At 74.4% G+C, this 17,864-nt stretch carries 16 protein-coding genes; 8 read left to right on the forward strand and 8 right to left on the reverse strand.

Annotation, left to right across the window (positions count from 1 at the left end):
- Positions 1–1,314 carry an NYN domain-containing protein gene (locus J5O08_RS08715; RefSeq protein WP_218706479.1) on the reverse strand — a complete coding sequence of 438 codons (1,314 nt, stop codon included), beginning with the start codon at positions 1,312–1,314 and terminating at the stop codon, positions 1–3.
- A gap of 76 nt (positions 1,315–1,390) precedes the next feature.
- Here J5O08_RS08715 and J5O08_RS08720 point away from each other — a divergent pair, with 76 nt between their 5' ends.
- The gene (locus J5O08_RS08720; RefSeq protein ID WP_218706481.1) at positions 1,391–3,484 is read left to right on the forward strand and encodes a DEDD exonuclease domain-containing protein; all 2,094 of its coding nucleotides are present in this window, start codon (positions 1,391–1,393) and stop codon (positions 3,482–3,484) included.
- A 7-nt stretch (positions 3,485–3,491) separates the two neighbouring features.
- Positions 3,492–3,773: an Lrp/AsnC family transcriptional regulator gene (locus tag J5O08_RS08725; RefSeq protein ID WP_217613898.1), complete on the forward strand. Its 282-nt coding sequence runs from the start codon at positions 3,492–3,494 to the stop codon at positions 3,771–3,773.
- A 256-nt stretch (positions 3,774–4,029) separates the two neighbouring features.
- Here J5O08_RS08725 and trpD read toward each other — a convergent pair whose 3' ends face one another.
- Positions 4,030–5,082 carry an anthranilate phosphoribosyltransferase gene (trpD, locus tag J5O08_RS08730; RefSeq protein WP_218706482.1) on the reverse strand — a complete coding sequence of 351 codons (1,053 nt, stop codon included), beginning with the start codon at positions 5,080–5,082 and terminating at the stop codon, positions 4,030–4,032.
- Positions 5,079–5,501, reverse strand: coding sequence for a two-component system response regulator (locus J5O08_RS08735; RefSeq protein ID WP_218706483.1), 423 nt, complete (start codon positions 5,499–5,501; stop codon positions 5,079–5,081). Before J5O08_RS08735 ends, trpD begins: the two co-directional genes overlap by 4 nt.
- Positions 5,502–5,688: 187 nt before the next feature.
- Here J5O08_RS08735 and J5O08_RS08740 point away from each other — a divergent pair, with 187 nt between their 5' ends.
- From J5O08_RS08740 to J5O08_RS08760, 5 genes are all read left to right on the forward strand, one after another.
- Positions 5,689–6,336, forward strand: coding sequence for a heme-copper oxidase subunit III (locus J5O08_RS08740; RefSeq protein WP_210417475.1), 648 nt, complete (start codon positions 5,689–5,691; stop codon positions 6,334–6,336).
- Between the two features lie 64 nt (positions 6,337–6,400).
- Positions 6,401–7,204 (forward strand): c-type cytochrome, encoded by an 804-nt coding sequence (locus tag J5O08_RS08745; protein WP_147796450.1) that lies wholly within the window; start codon positions 6,401–6,403, stop codon positions 7,202–7,204.
- Positions 7,201–8,226, forward strand: a complete 1,026-nt coding sequence (locus tag J5O08_RS08750) for a ubiquinol-cytochrome c reductase iron-sulfur subunit (RefSeq protein ID WP_218706484.1) — start codon at positions 7,201–7,203, stop codon at positions 8,224–8,226. Before J5O08_RS08745 ends, J5O08_RS08750 begins: the two co-directional genes overlap by 4 nt.
- Entirely contained in the window at positions 8,223–9,965 is a 1,743-nt protein-coding gene (locus J5O08_RS08755) for a cytochrome bc complex cytochrome b subunit (protein ID WP_218706485.1), read from the forward strand. Before J5O08_RS08750 ends, J5O08_RS08755 begins: the two co-directional genes overlap by 4 nt.
- A 298-nt stretch (positions 9,966–10,263) precedes the next feature.
- Positions 10,264–10,893: a superoxide dismutase gene (locus J5O08_RS08760; protein WP_147796447.1), complete on the forward strand. Its 630-nt coding sequence runs from the start codon at positions 10,264–10,266 to the stop codon at positions 10,891–10,893.
- Positions 10,894–11,322: 429 nt separating this feature from the next.
- Here J5O08_RS08760 and J5O08_RS08765 read toward each other — a convergent pair whose 3' ends face one another.
- From J5O08_RS08765 to coxB, 3 genes are all read right to left on the reverse strand, one after another.
- Positions 11,323–11,721 (reverse strand): cytochrome c oxidase subunit 4, encoded by a 399-nt coding sequence (locus J5O08_RS08765; protein ID WP_217613991.1) that lies wholly within the window; start codon positions 11,719–11,721, stop codon positions 11,323–11,325.
- Between the two features lie 65 nt (positions 11,722–11,786).
- Positions 11,787–13,604 (reverse strand): cytochrome c oxidase subunit I, encoded by a 1,818-nt coding sequence (ctaD, locus tag J5O08_RS08770; protein ID WP_218706486.1) that lies wholly within the window; start codon positions 13,602–13,604, stop codon positions 11,787–11,789.
- Positions 13,604–14,485 (reverse strand): cytochrome c oxidase subunit II, encoded by an 882-nt coding sequence (gene coxB / locus J5O08_RS08775; protein WP_218706487.1) that lies wholly within the window; start codon positions 14,483–14,485, stop codon positions 13,604–13,606. Before coxB ends, ctaD begins: the two co-directional genes overlap by 1 nt.
- A 255-nt stretch (positions 14,486–14,740) precedes the next feature.
- Between coxB and J5O08_RS08780 the strand changes: the two genes are divergently transcribed.
- Positions 14,741–15,898, forward strand: coding sequence for an aminotransferase class V-fold PLP-dependent enzyme (locus tag J5O08_RS08780; protein WP_218706488.1), 1,158 nt, complete (start codon positions 14,741–14,743; stop codon positions 15,896–15,898).
- A gap of 85 nt (positions 15,899–15,983) precedes the next feature.
- Here J5O08_RS08780 and erpA read toward each other — a convergent pair whose 3' ends face one another.
- Together erpA and J5O08_RS08790 are read right to left on the reverse strand one after the other, a co-directional pair.
- Complete coding sequence (gene erpA / locus J5O08_RS08785) at positions 15,984–16,334, reverse strand: iron-sulfur cluster insertion protein ErpA (protein ID WP_147796443.1); 351 nt, start codon at positions 16,332–16,334, stop codon at positions 15,984–15,986.
- Positions 16,335–16,512: 178 nt separating this feature from the next.
- Positions 16,513–17,811: a glycerate kinase gene (locus J5O08_RS08790; protein WP_218706489.1), complete on the reverse strand. Its 1,299-nt coding sequence runs from the start codon at positions 17,809–17,811 to the stop codon at positions 16,513–16,515.
- Positions 17,812–17,864 lie beyond the last annotated feature (53 nt).

A 17,864-nucleotide genomic window follows, 5' to 3' on the forward strand; every position in this document is an offset into this window, starting at 1 on the left:
TCAGACCCGGCCGAGGCGGGCCAGGAGCGTCGCGGACGGGAGCACGCGGGCGCCCGCGGCCTCCAGGTCGGCGCCCAGCGCCCGGTCGCTCGTCACCGCCACCACCACGCGACCCGGTGGCTCGGCGCGGACCAGGCGGCGCAGCAGGTCGTCGGCGATCTCCCCCTGCGAGAACAGCACGCGCACGCCGCGCGGGGCGGCGGGGGTCCGCCCGGAGGCCTCGGACTCCCGCCCGTCGAAGCAGCACGTCACCTCGGCGCCCGTGCGGCCCGCGAGCGTCGCCAGGCGCTCGGTCAGCCGGCGGCGCTGCTCGGTCAGCGGCTGGTCCGGCCAGGCCAGCTTCGACACGTTGTAGCCGTCGACCAGCAGGTGCGCGCGCGGCATCGCGAGCAGGTCGTCGAGCAGCGCAGGGTCGTCGGCGAACCGGCCGCGGGACGTCGGGCGCGAGCCCGCTCCCCCGGGCGCCGGCACGGGCGGCGCGACCAGGTCGGCGGGCATGCGGCCGGCCGGCGGCAGCGCGAGCTCCTCGCGCAGCGCCGACCCGGCCTCGACGAGCGTGTCGAGCAGCAGCCGGACCCGGACCTGGGCGAGCTCCCGCAGCGCCGCGGCGTCCTCCCGGGCGACGCGCGCCAGGTCCTCGGCGCGGCGCCGGTCGTCGTCGGCCGACGCCCGCACCTTGGCGGTCTCGGCGTGCACGCGTTCGGCGGCGGCTGCGACCTCCGCGGCGTGCTCCGCGGCGCGGCGTGCCTCGGAGCGCGACCGGTCGGCGTCGGAGCGCAGCCGGCGGAGCTCGCGACGCAGCGAGACCAGCTCCGCCTCGGCGGCGTCCGCGCGCTCGGTCTCGGCGGTCAGGCGGGCGGCCAGCCGGCGGACCTCGGCCTCGGCGCGGTGGGCGCGGTGCGCGTGATCGGCGTCGGGCTGCGCCGGCTCGTCGTCGCCGGGGGGCGGCGTGCCGAGCGCCGAGAGCCGCGCCTCCCAGCCGTCGGGGCGCAGCAGCGCGGCGCCCACCGCGAGGTCGAGCCGGGCCTCGGGCACGCCGGGTGCGGGCGGGTCGGCGAGCAGGTCGGCCGCCAGGTCCGGGTGCGCGTGCGACCAGGCCCGCGCGACGCGGGCGCGGAACGCGTCGTCGCGCTCGACGGCGAGCCACAGCGGCCCGGCCCCGGCGGTCACCCGGCGTCGCGGGGCGAACCGGCGCACGGCGGCGAGCGACGCCGGGACCGCGCCCGGGTCGAGCGCCCCCAGCACCTCCGCGGCCAGCGGCAGCACCGCGGCGCGCACGGCCTCGGGCACGGCGTCGGGGGCGGGCTCGGGCATGCGCGTCACCCTACGGGTCCGCAGGTGGGGCCGGGACCGCCGGGGCGTGTCGGAGGGCGCGGCTAGCGTGCGGCTCATGGTCCACCGGTCCCCCGTCCCGCCCCGCTCCGACCTCGCGGCGCCGCAGACCGGCCGGCCGGTGCAGGTGACCCTGGACGACATCGGCACCCCGCTGCACGACGTCACGTTCGTCGTGGTCGACCTGGAGACCACCGGCGCCGCGCCCGGCGCGTCCGCCATCACCGAGGTCGGCGCGGTCAAGGTCCGGGGCGGCGAGGTGCTGGGCGAGTTCCAGACGCTCGTCGACCCGGGAGGCCCGGTGCCCGCGCAGATCCAGGTGCTCACGGGGATCACGACGGCCATGGTGATCGGCGCCCCGCGGATCGCCGAGGTGCTGCCCTCGTTCCTCGAGTTCGCCCGCGGCTCGGTCCTCGTCGCGCACAACGCGCCGTTCGACGTCGGCTTCCTCAAGGCCGCCGCCGCGGAGACCGGGCACGCGTGGCCGGGGTTCCCCGTCGTCGACACCGTCCGGCTGGCGCGCCGCGTGGTCACCCGGGACGAGGCCCCGAACCACAAGCTCAGCACCCTGGCCAGCCTGTTCCACGCGACGACGACCCCCGAGCACCGCGCGCTCGCCGACGCCCGCGCCACCGTCGACGTGCTGCACGCCCTGCTCGGCCGGCTCGCGCCGCTCGGCATCACGCACCTGGAGGACCTGGCCACCGCCGCCGACGCCGTGCCCGCGGACGTCCGGCGCAAGCGCACCCTCGCCGACGGCCTGCCGGACCTGCCCGGGGTGTACCTGTTCCGGGGACCGAAGGACGAGGTGCTGTACGTCGGCACCTCGACGTCGCTCCGCAAGCGCGTCCGGTCGTACTTCACGGCCGCCGAGAAGCGGTCCCGGATGCGGGAGATGGTGCGCATCGCGCAGGCGGTCACGCCCGTCGTGTGCGCGACGCCGCTGGAGGCGCAGGTGCGCGAGCTCCGGCTCATCGCCGAGCACAACCCCCGGTACAACCGCCGGTCCCGGTCCCCCGAGCGGATGCCGTGGGTCCGGCTCACCGCCGAGGCGTTCCCGCGGCTGTCCGTCGTACGCGAGGTCCGGGACGACGCCACGCACATCGGGCCGTTCGCGTCCCGCGCGGCGGCGCAGTCCGCGGTCGAGGCGCTGCACGACGCGTTCGCGATCCGGCGGTGCACCGCGCGGCTGCCGCTCGTCCCGGCGCCCGGGGCCAGCGCGTGCCACCTCGCCGAGATCGGCCGGTGCCCCGCGCCGTGCGTGCGCCCGGAGGCCGTCGCGGAGTACGCCGAGACCGTCGCGGCCGTCCGCGACGCGATGCTGGCCGACCCGGCGGCGGTCGTCGGCGCCCACACCGCCCGGATCGACGCCCTCGTGGGCCGGGAGCGGTTCGAGGAGGCCGTCACGGTCCGCGACCGGCTCGCGGCGTTCCTGCGCGGCTCGGCGCGGTCCCAGCGCCTGGCGCCGCTCGCGGCGTGCGCGGAGCTGGTCGCGGCGCGGCGCACGGACTCGGGCGGCTGGGAGGTCGTGCTCGTCCGGCACGGGCGGCTCGCCGGGACGGCGCTGGTGCCGCGGGGCAGCGACCCGATGCCCGCCGTCGAGTCGCTGCGGGTGACCGGCGAGCACGTCGCGCCGCCCGTCGCCCCGGCACCCGCCGGGCACCCCGAGGAGGCCGACCTCGTGCTGGCGTGGCTCGGCCGGGCGGGCGTGCGGATCGTGAGCGTGAGCGAGCCGTGGGCCTACCCGGTGCGCTCGGCGCAGGCGCGGACCGACCCCGCCGACGCCGTCGCGGCCGGGCGGGAGGCGGCCGCCGCGCTGGGCGAGGCGGTGGACGCGGTGGCCGGGGACGGCACGGCGGCGCCGGGGTGGGCGGAGCGCGACGCCCGGTTCACCGCCGAGGCCGCCGAGGCGGGCGCGGGGTTCGGCCTGGGTGGTGCCTCTGGGCTCGGCGGGGCGTCCGGGCTCGCCGGGACTTCCGGGCTCGGCCCGGCATCCGGGCTCGGCCCGGCATCCGGCCTCGGCGCCGCCGTCCCGGACCTCCGCGACCTCCCCGGGCTGGCCCGCGCGGCCGACCTGCACGCACCCCGCCGGACCGGCGCGGCGACGCACGGGCCCGAGGACCCCGCCGAGGGAGCCGCCGGCGCGGCATGATGGCGTCATGCTGACCGCCATCGTGCACATCGACACCGACGCCGACCGCATCCCCGAGGCCGCCGCCGCCATCGCCAACATCCCGGGCGTGAGCGAGGTCTACTCCGTCACGGGCGGCGTCGACCTGATCGCCATGGTGCGCGTCCGCGAGCACGAGGAGCTCGCCGACATCATCGCGGACAAGGTCAGCAAGGTGGACGGCGTCGTCCGCACCCAGACGTTCATCGCGTTCCGCACCTACTCGCAGCACGACCTCGAGCAGGCCTTCGCCCTCGGCATCGAGGACTGACCGCCCGGCGTCGCCCCGACGCCGAGCGGGTAGCGGACGCGCCGAGCGAGTAGCCGGCGAATGCTCGCTCGGCGCGTCGGCTGCTCGGTCAGCGAGGCGAGCCCCGAGGCGCCGAGTGTGCACGGGACACGTCGAGTGCCTATCCAGCGGATAGGCACTCGACGTGTCCGATAGGCACTCGCGGGCACACACCGTCGCGGGCAGGCGGTCGCGAGCACGCCGTCGCGGGCACGCCGTCGCAGGCGCGCCCGGCGCGTCAGGCCGAGGCCGCGCGCCAGCGCTCCAGGACCTCCGCCGCCGCGCCCGAGTCCACGGCCGTCGCCGCGTGCGACAGCCCCGCGCGCAGCCGCGCCACGAGGTCGCCCCCGGACGCCCCGGTCCCGGGCAGGCTGCCGTCGGCGACCAGCGCCGCCGCCGCGTTGAGCAGCACCGTCTCCCGCGACGCCACCGCCTCGCCCGCGAGCACGGCCCGCGCCACGCCGGCGTTGAACGCCGCGTCCGCGCCGCGCAGGTCCGCGACCGTCACGGGCGCGAGCCCGAGGTCGCCGACCGGGTCGAGCACGTGCTCCGTCACCGCGCCGCCCGAGACGTGCCAGACGCGCGAGGTGCCGGTCGGCGCGAGCTCGTCGAGCCCGTCGTCGCCGCGGAAGACCAGCGCCTCGGTGCCGCGCCGCGCGAGCACGCCCGCGACGAGGCCCGCCATCCGCGCGTCGGCCACGCCGATCGCGGCGGCGGCCGGCTGCGCCGGGTTGGTGAGCGGGCCGAGGAAGTTGAACACCGTCTTGATGCCGAGGTCCCGCCGCGCGACGGCGACGTGCCGCATCGCGGGGTGGAAGGTCAGGGCGAAGCAGAACGTGATGCCGACCTCGGACGCGAGCTGCGCGACGCGCTCGGGGGTCTGGTCGAGCCGGATGCCCAGGGCCTCGAGCACGTCGGCGGACCCGGAGGACGACGACGCGGCCCGGTTGCCGTGCTTGACCACGCGCACGCCCGTGCCCGCGACGACGACGGACGCCATGGTCGAGACGTTGACGGTGTGCGCCCGGTCGCCGCCGGTGCCGACGATGTCGACCGCCCGCCCCGGCACCTCGAACCGCAGGGCGTGCGCGAGCATCGTGTCGGCCAGCGCCGTCAGCTCCGCGACCGTCTCCCCCTTGGCGCGCAGCGCGGTGAGGAAGCCGGCCACGCGGGCCGGCGAGGCGGAGCCGGACATGATCTCGTCCATGGCCCAGGCGGTCTGGGCCTCGTCGAGGTCCCGGCCCTCGACGAGCGTGGTGAGCAGGTCGGACCAGGTGACCTGCTCGGTCATGCCGCGGGGGTCCGGGCGAGCAGGCCCACGACGGCGTCGTGCAGCTCGACCGGGTCGAGGGGCTGGGAGACGACGCCGTCCGCGTCGGACCAGGCGGCGAGCCACGCGTCCTGCGGCCGGCCGGTCAGCACCAGCACGGGCGGGCAGCGGAACACCTCGTCCTTGACCTGGCGCGCGAGCGCCATGCCGCCGACCTTGGCGGCCTCGCCGTCGAGCACGAGCAGGTCGTAGGTCCCGGTCTCCGCCTGCTGGAGCGCGGCCTCCGGAGTCGCGACCTCGCTCCACCGGATGTCCGGCGCACCGCGGCCGAGCCGGCGGCCGACGCCCAGGCGCACCTGCGCACGCGTGTCGACGTCGTCGCTGTAGAGCAGGATGCGCGGGCCCTCGGTGGGCGCGGCGGGGGTGGCGTCAGCGGCCATGGTGGTCCTTCGCTCGTGCGGGGGGACGTGTCGCGCGCGTCCCTGCCCTGCATCTTGGCACGACGGCCGACACGCCGGTCGCGACGCTCCGACCTGCCCACGAACGCGCGGAACGAGGTGACGATGTGACAGAAACCTCGGCGACGTACGGGGACTAAGGACCCACGCACAGCCGTCATAAGCCATACTGACAGGCGTGACGACCGCAACGGCTGCCCCCGCCTCCGCTCCCCACGTGAGCGTCAACCGACCGAACCCCGTGTCGGTCGGGACGATCGTGTGGCTGGCCTCGGAGCTCATGTTCTTCGCGGGCCTGTTCGCCATGTACTTCACCCTCCGCGCGACGGTGCCGGAGGAGTGGGCGCTCCAGACGGAGAAGCTCAACGTCACGTTCGCGGCGATCAACACGACGGTGCTGCTGCTGTCGTCGGTGACCTGCCAGATGGGCGTCTGGGCCGCCGAGCGGTTCCAGCCGGTCCGCTCCGGCTCGCTGCTCAACGTGCGCGGCTGGGGCATGAACGAGTGGATGACGCTCACCTACATCATGGGCGCCTTCTTCATCGGCGGGCAGGTCTTCGAGTACGCCGAGCTCGTGCACGAGGGCCTCACCATCTCCTCCAGCCCGTACGGCTCGGTGTTCTACCTGACCACCGGCTTCCACGGTCTGCACGTGGTCGGCGGCCTCATCGCCTTCCTGTTCCTGCTGGGCCGCTCCTTCACCTCGAAGCGGTTCGGCCACCACGAGGCGACCACCGCCATCGTGACCTCGTATTACTGGCACTTCGTCGACGTGGTGTGGATCGCGCTGTTCGCGACCATCTACCTCATCAAGTGACCAGCCCGCACCACCCGCAGTCCCCCCGTAGAGCCCCCCGCACGCCCGAGACGAGGATCCATCCGTGAAGGCACTCGCCGCCCGCAGGCACCACCGGTCAGCGCCGGTCGTGCTGCTCCTGCTGGCGCTGCTGCTGACCGGAGCGGTGTACGCGATCGCCCAGCCCGCCAGCGCCGACGCGGCGCAGGCTGCGGCCAGCGAGAGCGACGTCGCCGCCGGTCAGAAGCTGTTCCAGGCCAACTGCGCCACCTGCCACGGCGTCTCCGCCGAGGGCCGGGAGGCCGTCGACGGCGGCGCCGGCGGCCCGTCCCTCATCGGCGTGGGTGCCGCCGCGGTCGACTTCCAGGTCGGCACCGGTCGCATGCCCGCGCAGATGAACGGCGCGCAGATCCAGGCCAAGCCCGTCCAGTTCGACGACGAGCAGATCGCGCAGCTCGCGGCGTACGTCGCGTCCCTGGGCGCCGGCCCGGCGATCCCGTCGGAGGAGCAGGTCGACCCGAGCAAGGGCGACGCCGCCAACGGCATGGCCCTGTTCCGCACGAACTGCGCGATGTGCCACAACGCGGTCGGCGCCGGTGGCGCGCTGTCGCAGGGCAAGTGGGCGCCCGCGCTCACCGAGACGTCCCCCACGCACATCTACGAGGCGATGCTGACCGGCCCGCAGTCGATGCCGGTGTTCAACGACGCCAACATCACCCCGGACGAGAAGCGCGACATCATCGCCTACCTCGACGAGCAGCGCGACGGGTCGCCCGGCGGCCTGACCCTCGGTTCGCTGGGCCCGGTCGGCGAGGGCCTGTGGGCCTGGGTCATCGGCATCGGCCTGCTGATCGGCGCCTCGGTCTGGATCGGAGCCAAGTCCTCGTGAGCACGCACCACGACCCGTCCACGGACGTCACGACCCGCGGCGACGGCCCGCTCCCCGAGCGGTTCGACGACCCGGGCCTGCACGCGCACCGCGCGCGTGTGGGCGACACCGACCCGAAGGCGCAGAAGCGCGCCGAGCGGCAGGTCGTCGTCCTCTTCACGATCTCGATCCTCGGCACCATCGGCGCGATCGTCGCGTACGCGCTGGTGCCCCCGGGCGAGACCGTCGGCACCATGCGGCTGTCGAACCTCCTGCTCGGCCTGGGCCTGTTCCTCGGCCTGGCCGGCATCGGCCTCGCCGCCGTGCACTGGGCCAAGGCGCTCATGAACGACCACGAGCGCGCCGAGGACCGCCACCCCACCGCGTCGTCGGAGTCCGTCCGCGTCAAGGCCGTCGAGGCCCTGCGCGAGGGCGCCAAGGACTCGTCCATCGGCCGCCGCGGCGTGCTGAAGGGCGCGATGGTCACCTCGCTGGCGCTGTTCCCGCTGGCGATCGCCGTGCCGCTGGTCGGCAACCTCGGCGGCGGCTGGGACGTCTCGCAGTCCAAGCGGACGATGTGGCGCCGCGGCACCCGCCTGACGATCGACCCGTCCGGCCGCCCGATCAAGGCGTCCGACGTCACCATCGGCTCGGCCTTCCACGTGATCCCCGAGGGCCTCGAGGACGCCGAGCACCCGCTCAACGAGAAGGCCAAGGCCGTCGTGCTGATGGTCCGCATGGACCCGCGCGACATCAAGTCCGAGCAGGGCGAGGGCTGGAGCTACGACGGCATCCTGGCCTTCTCCAAGATCTGCACCCACGTCGGGTGCCCCGTCGCCCTCTACGAGCAGCAGACGCACCACATCCTGTGCCCGTGCCACCAGTCGACCTTCGACGCCGCCGACGGCGCCAAGGTGGTCTTCGGCCCCGCGCACCGCCCGCTGCCCCAGCTGCCGATCACCGTGGACGACGAGGGCTACCTCGTCGCGCAGAGCGGTTTCGACTCCCCCATCGGCCCGTCCTTCTGGGAGCGCCTCACGTGAGCACCGTCGACTCTCCCCCGGCACCGCCGACGCGCACCACGCGCGCCGCCGCGGCGACCGCGGACTACCTGGACCAGCGCACCGGCGTCGGCAACGCCGTCAAGGAGTTCGCGCGCAAGATCTTCCCCGACCACTGGTCGTTCCTCCTGGGTGAGATCGCGCTCTACTCCTTCGTGGTGCTGCTCATCTCGGGCACCTTCCTCACGATGTTCTTCGTGCCCTCGATGACCGAGGTGCACTACCGCGGCCCGTGGGCCGCGATGGACGGCGTGCAGATGTCCGAGGCGTTCGCCTCGACGCTGCGCCTGTCGTTCGAGGTCCGCGGCGGCCTACTCATGCGGCAGATCCACCACTGGGCCGCGCTGATCTTCATGGCGTCGATCGTGACGCACATGATGCGCGTGTTCTTCACCGGCGCGTTCCGCAAGCCGCGCGAGCTCAACTGGCTCGTCGGCTTCACGCTGATGATCCTCGGCCTGCTGGCCGGCTTCTCCGGCTACTCGCTCCCCGACGACGTGCTGTCCGGCAACGGCCTGCGCATCGCGGACGGCGTGGCCCGCGCGATCCCGATCCTCGGCTCGTACATCTCGTTCGCGCTGTTCGGCGGCGAGTTCCCGGGCACGGAGCTGATCCCCCGCCTGTTCACGGTGCACATCCTGCTGATCCCGGCGCTGATCCTCGCGCTGATCGGTCTGCACCTGCTCATGGTCGTGCTGCACAAGCACACCCAGTACCCGGGATCGGGCCGCACCGACAAGAACGTCGTCGGCTACCCGCTGTTCCCCGTGTACGTGGCCAAGGCCGGCGGCTTCTTCTTCGTGGTGTTCGCGGTCATCGCCCTCATGGCCGCGACCCTGACGATCAACCCGGTCTGGAACTACGGCCCGTTCGACCCGGGCGTCGTGTCCGCGGGCGCGCAGCCGGACTGGTACATGCTGTTCCTGGAGGGCGGCCTGCGCCTCATGCCGGGCTGGGAGTTCGTCATCGGCCAGTACACGGTCTCGATGAACATCCTCGTCCCCGGTGTGGTCATCCCGGGCCTGCTGTTCACGGTCCTCGCGCTGTGGCCGTTCCTCGAGGCGTTCGCCACCGGCGACAAGCGCGAGCACCACGTGCTCGACCGCCCGCGCAACGCCCCGTTCCGCACCGCGTTCGGCGTCGCCTTCCTGACGGCCTTCATGATCCTGGTGCTCGCCGGGTCGAACGACCTCATCGCGACGCACTTCCACCTGTCGATCAACGACATCACGTGGACGTTCCGGGTGCTGTTCTTCGTGGCCCCGCCGCTGGCGTTCTGGATCACGAAGCGCATCTGCCTGGCGCTGCAGCGCAAGGACCGCGAGCTGGTCCTGCACGGCCACGAGACCGGCCGCATCGTCCGGTTCGCGTCCGGCGAGTACATCGAGGTGCACAAGCCCCTCGACGCCCACGAGCGCTGGCTCCGCGTGCAGCACGAGCCCCGTCGCCCGCTCGAGATCGAGCCGGCCGAGGACTCGCGCGGCGTGCGCCGCAAGGGCTACCGGATCGACGCCGCACGGCGCCGGCTCTCGAAGGTCTTCTACGAGGACCGGGTCGAGCCCGTCACGCCGGCGGAGCTCGCCGCGGCCCAGTCGCACGGCGGCCACGACGCCCTGCCGCTCGCGCACGACGAGCAGCGCGAGGAGCTGACCGCCGGCGCGTCCGGCAGCCGGCACCTCGCCCCCGAGCCCGAGGACACCGAGGGCACGCAGCGCCACTGAAACAGGCGCTGACCTGGGGAATCATCCCGCGCGCCCGGTCGTTGCACCGGGTGGGCGAGGCGATCGACAGGACGACCCCGCCCGGGTCGCACCGGCTCACCGCCGGAGCGGCCCGGGCGTCGTCGTCCCCGGGGCCGCCGGACCCGACGTACGCCGAGCCGGAGCCCCGGCTCGGGAGGCCGGGGACCACCCGGTCGTGGTACGACAGAGGAGGTGCGCCCGCCCGACGGCGGGGCGCACCGACTGCGAAGACGCCGCCGCGGCGAACAGAGCCGCGGCCCGAGCAGGAGAGGCACTGATGGCTGACTACACCCTTCCGGACCTGCCCTACGACTACGCGGCGCTCGAGCCGCACATCTCCGGCCGCATCATGGAGCTGCACCACGACAAGCACCACGCGACGTACGTGGCCGGCGCCAACACGACGCTGGAGAAGCTGGCGGGGGCCCGGGAGTCCGGCGACTTCGCCGCCGTGGCCGGCCTGGAGAAGACCCTGGCCTTCAACCTCGGCGGCCACGTGAACCACTCGGTGTTCTGGGAGAACCTCTCCCCCGACGGCGGCGACAAGCCGGTCGGCGAGCTGGCCGCGGCGATCGACGAGTTCTTCGGCTCGTTCGACAAGTTCCAGGCGCACTTCACCGCCAACGCGACCACCATCATGGGCTCCGGCTGGTCGATCCTGGCCTGGGACTCCATCGGCCAGAAGCTCGTCATCGTGCAGCTGTACGACCAGCAGGGCAACATCCCGCTGGGCATCGTGCCGATCGTCGTGCTCGACATGTGGGAGCACGCGTTCTACCTCGACTACGTCAACGTCAAGGCGGACTACGTCAAGGCGTGGTGGAACATCGTGAACTGGGCGGACGCCGGCGAGCGGTTCGCCCGCGCGCGCACGCAGACCTCGGGCCTGATCGTCCCGTCGCTCTGAGCTCCCTCTGACGGCTGCGCGAGGCCGGTCCGCCCTCCGGGGCGGGCCGGCCTCTCTCGTGCCCGCAGCGGGCAGCCGGCAGGCAAGAGCGGGGTCGCCGTCGGGCACGAGCGGTCCGCCATCAGGCACGGGCGGGTCGCCGTCAGGCACGAGCGGGCCGCCGGTCCACGCCCCGCTGACCGGTGCGCCGCCCCCCCCCGGCGCCGAGTGCCTATCCGACACGTCGAGTGCCTATCCCGTGGGTAGGCACTCGACGTGTCGGATAGGCACTCGCGGAATCGGGGCGGCGCGGGCGGCGCGGGCGCCGAGGCGGCACGGGCGGCGCGGGCGGCGGGGATGGCCCGGCAGGCCGCGATCCGGCCGGCAACGGCGACGGGCCGGGCACCCCGTGGGGTGCCCGGCCCGTCGTGCCGTGCGGTGCGCCTGCGCTCAGTGCGCGTGCTGGCCGCGGGAGAACTCGAAGATCCACCCGACGAGGCCGATGATGCCCAGCGCGCCGCCGATGTACAGCAGCCACCAGCCGATCGCCATGCCGAGGAACACCAGCGCGCCGGCGAACGCGATCGTGATGGGCCACCAGCTCCACGGGCTGAACACGCCCTGGTCGCCGGCGCCCTCCGCGATGAGCGCCTCCGGGTCGTCCTCCGGCCGGGCGTCGATCCGGCGGGAGAGCAGCAGCAGGTAGCCGCCGATCATGCCCACCAGGCCGCCGACCAGCGGGATGCCGACCGTGCCGACGGGCTCGCCGCCGCTCCACCAGGCGTAGATCAGGCCGATCGGGATGAAGAACAGGATCCCGCCCAGGAAGAGGTAGGGCTCCACCTTCATGGCGTGCCGCGGTCGCTCGCCGCCGGACACGGACGGCTTCGCGCCGCCGAACTCGTCGAGCCTGCTCACTTGTCCCGGCCCTCCTCGTCGTCGGTGCCGCGCGGACGGTCGTCCACGATGGTCGCGCTGGACTGCTCCTCCTGGCCACCGCCGTGGTCGGCGCGGTCGCGGGCGACTCTCTGCTCACCCGTGCGCTCGGCCTCCCAGTCGAAAAACCCGGGCTCGGGCTCGACGTGGTCCATGGCCGCCACCTCGGGGTGGTGCAGGTCGAACGCCGGGCGCTCGGACCGGATGCGGGGCAGCGACGTGAAGTTGTGCCGCGGCGGCGGGCAGGACGTGGCCCACTCGAGCGACTGGCCGTAGCCCCACGGGTCGTCGACGGTGACCTTCGGCGCCCGGCGCCAGGTGATGTAGACGTTCCACAGGAACGGCAGCGTCGAGATCGCGAGGATCATCGAGCCGACCGTCGAGAGCTGGTTCATCCAGGTGAACCCGTCCTCGGGCGAGTAGTCCGCGTAACGGCGCGGCATGCCGATCGCACCCAGCCAGTGCTGGACGAGGAACGTCATGTGGAAGCCGACGAACAGCAGCCAGAAGTGCACCTTGCCCAGGCGCTCGTTCAGCATGCGGCCGGTGAACTTGGGCCACCAGTAGTACATGCCGCCGAACATCATGAACACGACCGTGCCGAACACCACGTAGTGGAAGTGCGCGACGACGAAGTACGTGTCCGAGACCTGGAAGTCGAGCGCCGGGCTGGACAGGATGACGCCGGTCAGGCCGCCGAACAGGAAGGTCGTCAGGAAGCCGATCGTCCAGAGCATCGGCGTCTCGAACGTGAGCTTGCCGCGCCACATCGTGCCGATCCAGTTGAAGAACTTCACGCCTGTCGGCACAGCGATGAGCATCGTCATCAACGAGAAGAACGGCAGCAGGACCGCGCCGGTCACGTACATGTGGTGCGCCCACACGGTGACCGACAGGGCGGCGATCGCGATCGTCGCGTACACCAGGCCCTTGTAGCCGAACACCGGCTTGCGGCTGAACACCGGGAGGATCTCGGTCGCGATGCCGAAGAACGGCAGCGCGATGATGTAGACCTCGGGGTGCCCGAAGAACCAGAACAGGTGCTGCCAGAGGATGGCACCGCCGTTCTCGGGGTTGAACACCTGCGCACCGAGGCGGCGGTCAGCGCCCAGCGCGAACAGCGCGGCCGCCAGCGGCGGGAACGCCATCAGCACCAGCAGGCTCGTGATGAGGGCGTTCCAGGTGAAGATCGGCATCCGGAACATGGTCATGCCCGGCGCGCGCATCGTGACGATCGTGGTGATGAAGTTGACCGCACCGAGGATCGTGCCGAAGCCGGTCAGCGCGAGGCCGAACACCCACAGGTCGCCGCCGGCGCCCGGCGAGTAGACCGTGTTCGACAGCGGCGCGTAGGCGAACCAGCCGAACGAAGCCGCGCCCTGCGGGGTCAGGAAGCCGCCCGCGGCGATCAGCCCGCCGAACAGGTACAGCCAGTACGAGAACGCGTTGAGCCGCGGGAACGCGACGTCGGGCGCGCCGATCTGCAGCGGCATGATGATGTTCGCGAAGGCTGCGAACAGCGGCGTCGCGAACAGCAGCAGCATGATGGTGCCGTGCATGGTGAAGAGCTGGTTGTACTGCTCCTTGCTCTGCACGATCTGGATGCCGGGCTCGAACAGCTCGGCGCGGATCAGCAGCGCCATGATGCCCCCGATCGCGAACCACGCGAACGCGGTGATCAGGTACATGTAGCCGATCGTCTTGTGGTCGGTCGACGTGACCCACTTGACGATCGTGCGACCCAGGGTCTGGCGGCGGGGGGCGAGCCCCGGCACGGCCTCGACGGTGGCGGCCATCAGTTCTCCTCGGGAGTGTCGGAGGAGTCGGAGCGGACGTCCTGCAAGCGGCTGTAATCGAGCCCGAGCTGGCCGTCCTGACCGGCGTCCCGCAGCTCGTCCATGCGCGCGTCGTACTCCTCGCGCGACACGACCTTCACGTTGAACAGCATCGACGAGTGCTCCTCGCCGCAGAGCTCGGCGCACTTGCCGACGTACTCGCCCTCGACCTGCGGGACGACCTGGAACGTGTTGGTGCGCCCCGGGATCATGTCCTGCTTGTAGAGGAAGGCGGGCACCCAGAACGAGTGGATGACGTCGCGGGAGTCCAGCACGAACTCGACGCGCTCGCCCACCGGGAGGTACAGCGTCGGCTGCTCCTCGAGGACGCCGGTCGCCCCGACCTCCTGGGCGTGCTGGCCCGTGTCGTACACGTCGTCGTCGACGTAGTTGAAGTCCCAGCTCCACTGCTTGCCGATGACCTGGACGGTCACGTCGGGCTCGGCGGAGGTGTCCTGGATCGCGGACATGTCGCGCGCCGTGTAGTAGAAGAGCACGCCGACCATGATGATCGGCAGGATCACGTACATGATCTCGAGCGGCACGTGGTACCGCAGCTGCACGGGGAGCTGGTCGTCGTCCTTGCGCTTCCGGTACACCGTGACGCACCAGAGGATCAGGCCCCAGACCAGGATGCCGACCAGCAGGGCGGCCACCCAGGAGCCGACCCAGAGGTTCGTGATCCGTCCGGTCTGGTTCGTGATCTCGTTGTCGGAGTCGCCGGGCAGCCAGCCTCGCTGGGCCTCGGGCGAGCATCCGGCGAGCGCCAGGGTGACGGTCGTCGCGGCGCCCGCGACGGCCAGTCGGGTCCGCCAGGGGCGGCGGGGGGTCTGCGAGCGCACCGGGGGCCTTCCACGTCGGTCCCCGTCGCGCACGACACCGCACCGTGCGTCGCCCGACAGGGAAGTCACCTAGGACCTATGTCCTCGATCCCGTGCAGCGTAGCGCGCTGGTCGGCCTGTCGTTGCCTCAGAACCACCCGCGGGCGCCACTTTGTGACGCAGTGTCATCTGGATCACGTCCCTGACCGGCCTGTGCGTCGCCTGCGCATCCGTCGCCCCGGCCGGGCGTGCCGCACCGGCCGGTAGCGTGCCCGGGTGACCGACTCCCCCGCCGCCGCCCGTCGCGTCGTCCTGGACGCCGGCGGCCGTGCGCCCGTGCTGCCCGCCGCGCGCGAGGCGTTCCTCGCCGCGCTCGACGAGGGCTGGTCGGACCCGCGCCGGCTGCACACCGAGGGGCGGCGCGCCCGCGCCCTCCTCGACGGGGCGCGGGAGGCGGTGGCGGCGCTCGTGGGTGCCCGCACCGAGGAGGTCGACCTCGCGCCGTCGCACACCGCCGCGCTGCACGGCGCGGTGCTGACGGCGGCGCGGGGACGGCGGCGGATCGGGACGTCGGTGGTCGCCTCGGCGGTCGAGCGCCGGGCCGTGCTGGACGCGGCCGAGGCGGCGGGGTCCCTCCTCGAGGTCCGGGTCGACCGGCACGGGCGCCTCGACCTCGCCGCGTTCGCCGACGCCGTGGCGCGCCCGGGCGTGTCGCTGGCGGCGGTGCAGCACGCGAACGGCGAGGTCGGCACGCTCCAGCCGGTCGCCGGGGCCCACGACGCCGCGCGCGCCGCCGGGGTGCCGCTGCTCGTCGACGCCGGGTCCTCGTTCGGGCACGTCCCCGTGGGCCCGGAGTGGGACGTCCTGACCCTGGACCCCGGCGACGTCGGCGCCCTGCCCGGCGTGGCGGTGCTCGCGACCCGCGCCGGGGTGCGCCGCTCCCCCGTGCCGCCCGCCGGCGCCGGCGACGAGGACCGCTGGTTCCCGGGCGGCGTGTCCGTGCCCGCCGCGCTGGCGGCCGCCGTCGCGCTGCAGGCGGCCGCGGCCCGGGTCGCCGCCGGGCCCGACCCGCGGCACGCCCTGGTGGACCGGCTCCGTGCCCGGGTGGCCGCGGAGGTGCCGGAGGTCGACGTCGCCGGGCCTGCCGAGGGCCGACTGCCGCACGTCCTGACCTTCTCCTGCCTGTACGTCGACGGCGAGGCGGTCGTCACGGCGCTCGACCGGGCCGGGTTCGCGGTCGCCTCGGGATCGGCGTGCACCTCGGCCACGGAGGAGCCCAGCCACGTGCTCGCGGCGATGGGCGCGCTGACCCAGGGGAACGTGCGGCTGTCGCTGCCCGTCGGGGCCACCGAGGCGGACGTGGACCGGTTCTGCGCGGCGCTGCCGGGCGTCGTGGCGGCGATCCGCCGCGACGCGGGGCTGACCGACCTCTGACTGCTGCGCCGCCGCGGCGGCCCCGGGACGCACGAGGGCCCCGGACCGTGCGGTCCGGGGCCCTCGGGGCGTCAGGCGGTGCGGGTCAGCTGAAGGAGCCACCGCACGCGCAGGACGAGCCCGCGTTCGGGTTGTCGATCGTGAAGCCCTGCTTCTCGATCGTGTCCGCGAAGTCGATCGTCGCGCCCTCGAGGTAGGGGACGCTCATCCGGTCCACGACGACCTCGACGCCGTCGAAGTCGCGCAGCGCGTCGCCGTCGAGCACGCGCTCGTCGAAGTAGAGCTGGTAGATCAGGCCCGAGCAGCCGCCCGGCTGGACCGCGATGCGCAGGCGCAGGTCGTCGCGCCCCTCCTGCTCGAGCAGGCTGCGGACCTTCTCGGCCGCGACGTCGGTGAGGTCGACGCCGTGCGTCGCGGTCTCGGTGGTCTCGCTCATTGCTGTCTCCTGACGGTGTCTCGGATCGGTCGCGGGCGCGCGCGGGGCGCGTGCCGCGGGACGGTCACGTCGAGCACAACCGCACTCCCGCGTGATCTGTTCCCCAATGTACGCCCGCGCACCCGCCGCACCGCGGGACGCGCACAGGACCTGCACGCCGCGCGGCCGGTGGCGCGGGTCAGCGCGACCAGGTGCGCGCGATCCGCGGGACCCGCGCCCGCAGCGCGGCCGACGGGTCCCGGCGCCACGCGTCCTCGTCCCCCGGGGCCTCGACGACGCCGAACCCCGCCGCCAGGCCGGCGGCGCCCCAGTCGCGGCGGCCGGTGCGCAGGTGCGCCGCTACCGCGATCGCGGGCACCCCGAGCGGCAGCGCCGCGTGCGCGGCGACCCCGACGACGCCGTGCTCCAGCGCGGTGGCGTCGAGGACGGACGTGCCGGTCAGCACCAGGTCCACCTCGGCGGCCCGGCCCGGCAGGTCGACGGCGTCGGCGACCCAGGACGCGCCGTCCACGAGCCGCGCACCGAGCAGCCCGAGCGCGAACGCCGCACCCCCGCCCGCGCCCGACCCCGGGACGAGCGCGGCGCGCGACCCCGGTGCCCGCGCGCCGGGCCCCGCCGGGGCGCCCGCGACGCCCCCGCCCAGCAGGTCGCGCCGCCCGCCGTCGCCGGTCAGCGCCGCGGCCTCCCCGGCCGCCCGCACGAACCCGGCGACCGACCGCTCGACGTCCTGCGCCGCGTCCGCGTCAACCCGCCCCGCCTCGGCCAGGTCCGCCGACACGCCGCCCAGCCCGAGCAGCGGGAGGTCGTGCGCGTGCAGCACCACCAGGTCCCGGCCCCGCAGCGCCGCGCGGAGCGCACCGACCTCGCCCAGGTCCGCGGCGGCCAGCCCGGCCGCCCCGTCGAGCCCGCGCGCGGCGGCCGCCGGTGCGGCCCCGAGCGCGGCCAGCAGGCCCGCGCCCGCGTCGTGCGCGACGGTCCGTCGCCCGCCCAGGCCGACGACGACCCGCCCGGCGCCGGTGTCGAGCGCCGCCGCGAGCAGCGTGCCCAGCCCCGCCGAGGTCGTCGCCCCCGGCGGGACCGCCCCGGGGTCACCGGCGCCCAGCGCCAGCGCGCCGTCGACGTACGCGGTCCGCCCGCCGCCCGGCTCCGGCACGACCAGCACCGCGCCCGGCACGACCGCGCCGTGGGCGTCGGTCGTCGTGACCGGCAGCAGCTCCCCGCCGCGCGCCGCCCGGACCGCGTCGACCAGGCCCGCCCCGCCGTCGGACAGCGGGAGCGGGAGCAGCGTGTCGCCGGGTGCGGCCTCGAGCCAGCCGGCGGTCAGCGCCGCCACCGCCTCGTCGGCCGTCAGCACCGGCCACGGGTCGGCGCCCGCCGCGACGGACGGGCCCGCGACGCCGCGCACCGCGGAGGCGGCGGGCCCGGGGCCGTCGCCCGGGCGCGCGTCGAACCGGCCGGGGGCGACGAGCACGTGCACGGCGCGATCCTCGCACGCCGGCGCGCTCCCCCACCGGCGCCGGTCCTGGTCAG

The sequence above is a fragment of the Cellulomonas sp. PS-H5 genome, from assembly GCF_019265565.1.
Classification (GTDB): Bacteria; Actinomycetota; Actinomycetes; order Actinomycetales; family Cellulomonadaceae; genus Cellulomonas.

What these genes read in the sequence shown, in the direction of transcription:
- J5O08_RS08765 (WP_217613991.1), bottom strand. Translation starts at nt 11,721, where the DNA reads ATGAAGGTGGAGCCCTACCTCTTCCTGGGCGGGATCCTGTTCTTCATC.
- J5O08_RS08760 (WP_147796447.1), top strand. Translation starts at nt 10,264, where the DNA reads ATGGCTGACTACACCCTTCCGGACCTGCCCTACGACTACGCGGCGCTC.
- ctaD (WP_218706486.1), bottom strand. Translation starts at nt 13,604, where the DNA reads ATGGCCGCCACCGTCGAGGCCGTGCCGGGGCTCGCCCCCCGCCGCCAG.
- trpD (WP_218706482.1), bottom strand. Translation starts at nt 5,082, where the DNA reads ATGACCGAGCAGGTCACCTGGTCCGACCTGCTCACCACGCTCGTCGAG.
- J5O08_RS08735 (WP_218706483.1), bottom strand. Translation starts at nt 5,501, where the DNA reads ATGGCCGCTGACGCCACCCCCGCCGCGCCCACCGAGGGCCCGCGCATC.
- J5O08_RS08715 (WP_218706479.1), bottom strand. Translation starts at nt 1,314, where the DNA reads ATGCCCGAGCCCGCCCCCGACGCCGTGCCCGAGGCCGTGCGCGCCGCG.
- erpA (WP_147796443.1), bottom strand. Translation starts at nt 16,334, where the DNA reads ATGAGCGAGACCACCGAGACCGCGACGCACGGCGTCGACCTCACCGAC.
- J5O08_RS08725 (WP_217613898.1), top strand. Translation starts at nt 3,492, where the DNA reads ATGCTGACCGCCATCGTGCACATCGACACCGACGCCGACCGCATCCCC.
- J5O08_RS08720 (WP_218706481.1), top strand. Translation starts at nt 1,391, where the DNA reads ATGGTCCACCGGTCCCCCGTCCCGCCCCGCTCCGACCTCGCGGCGCCG.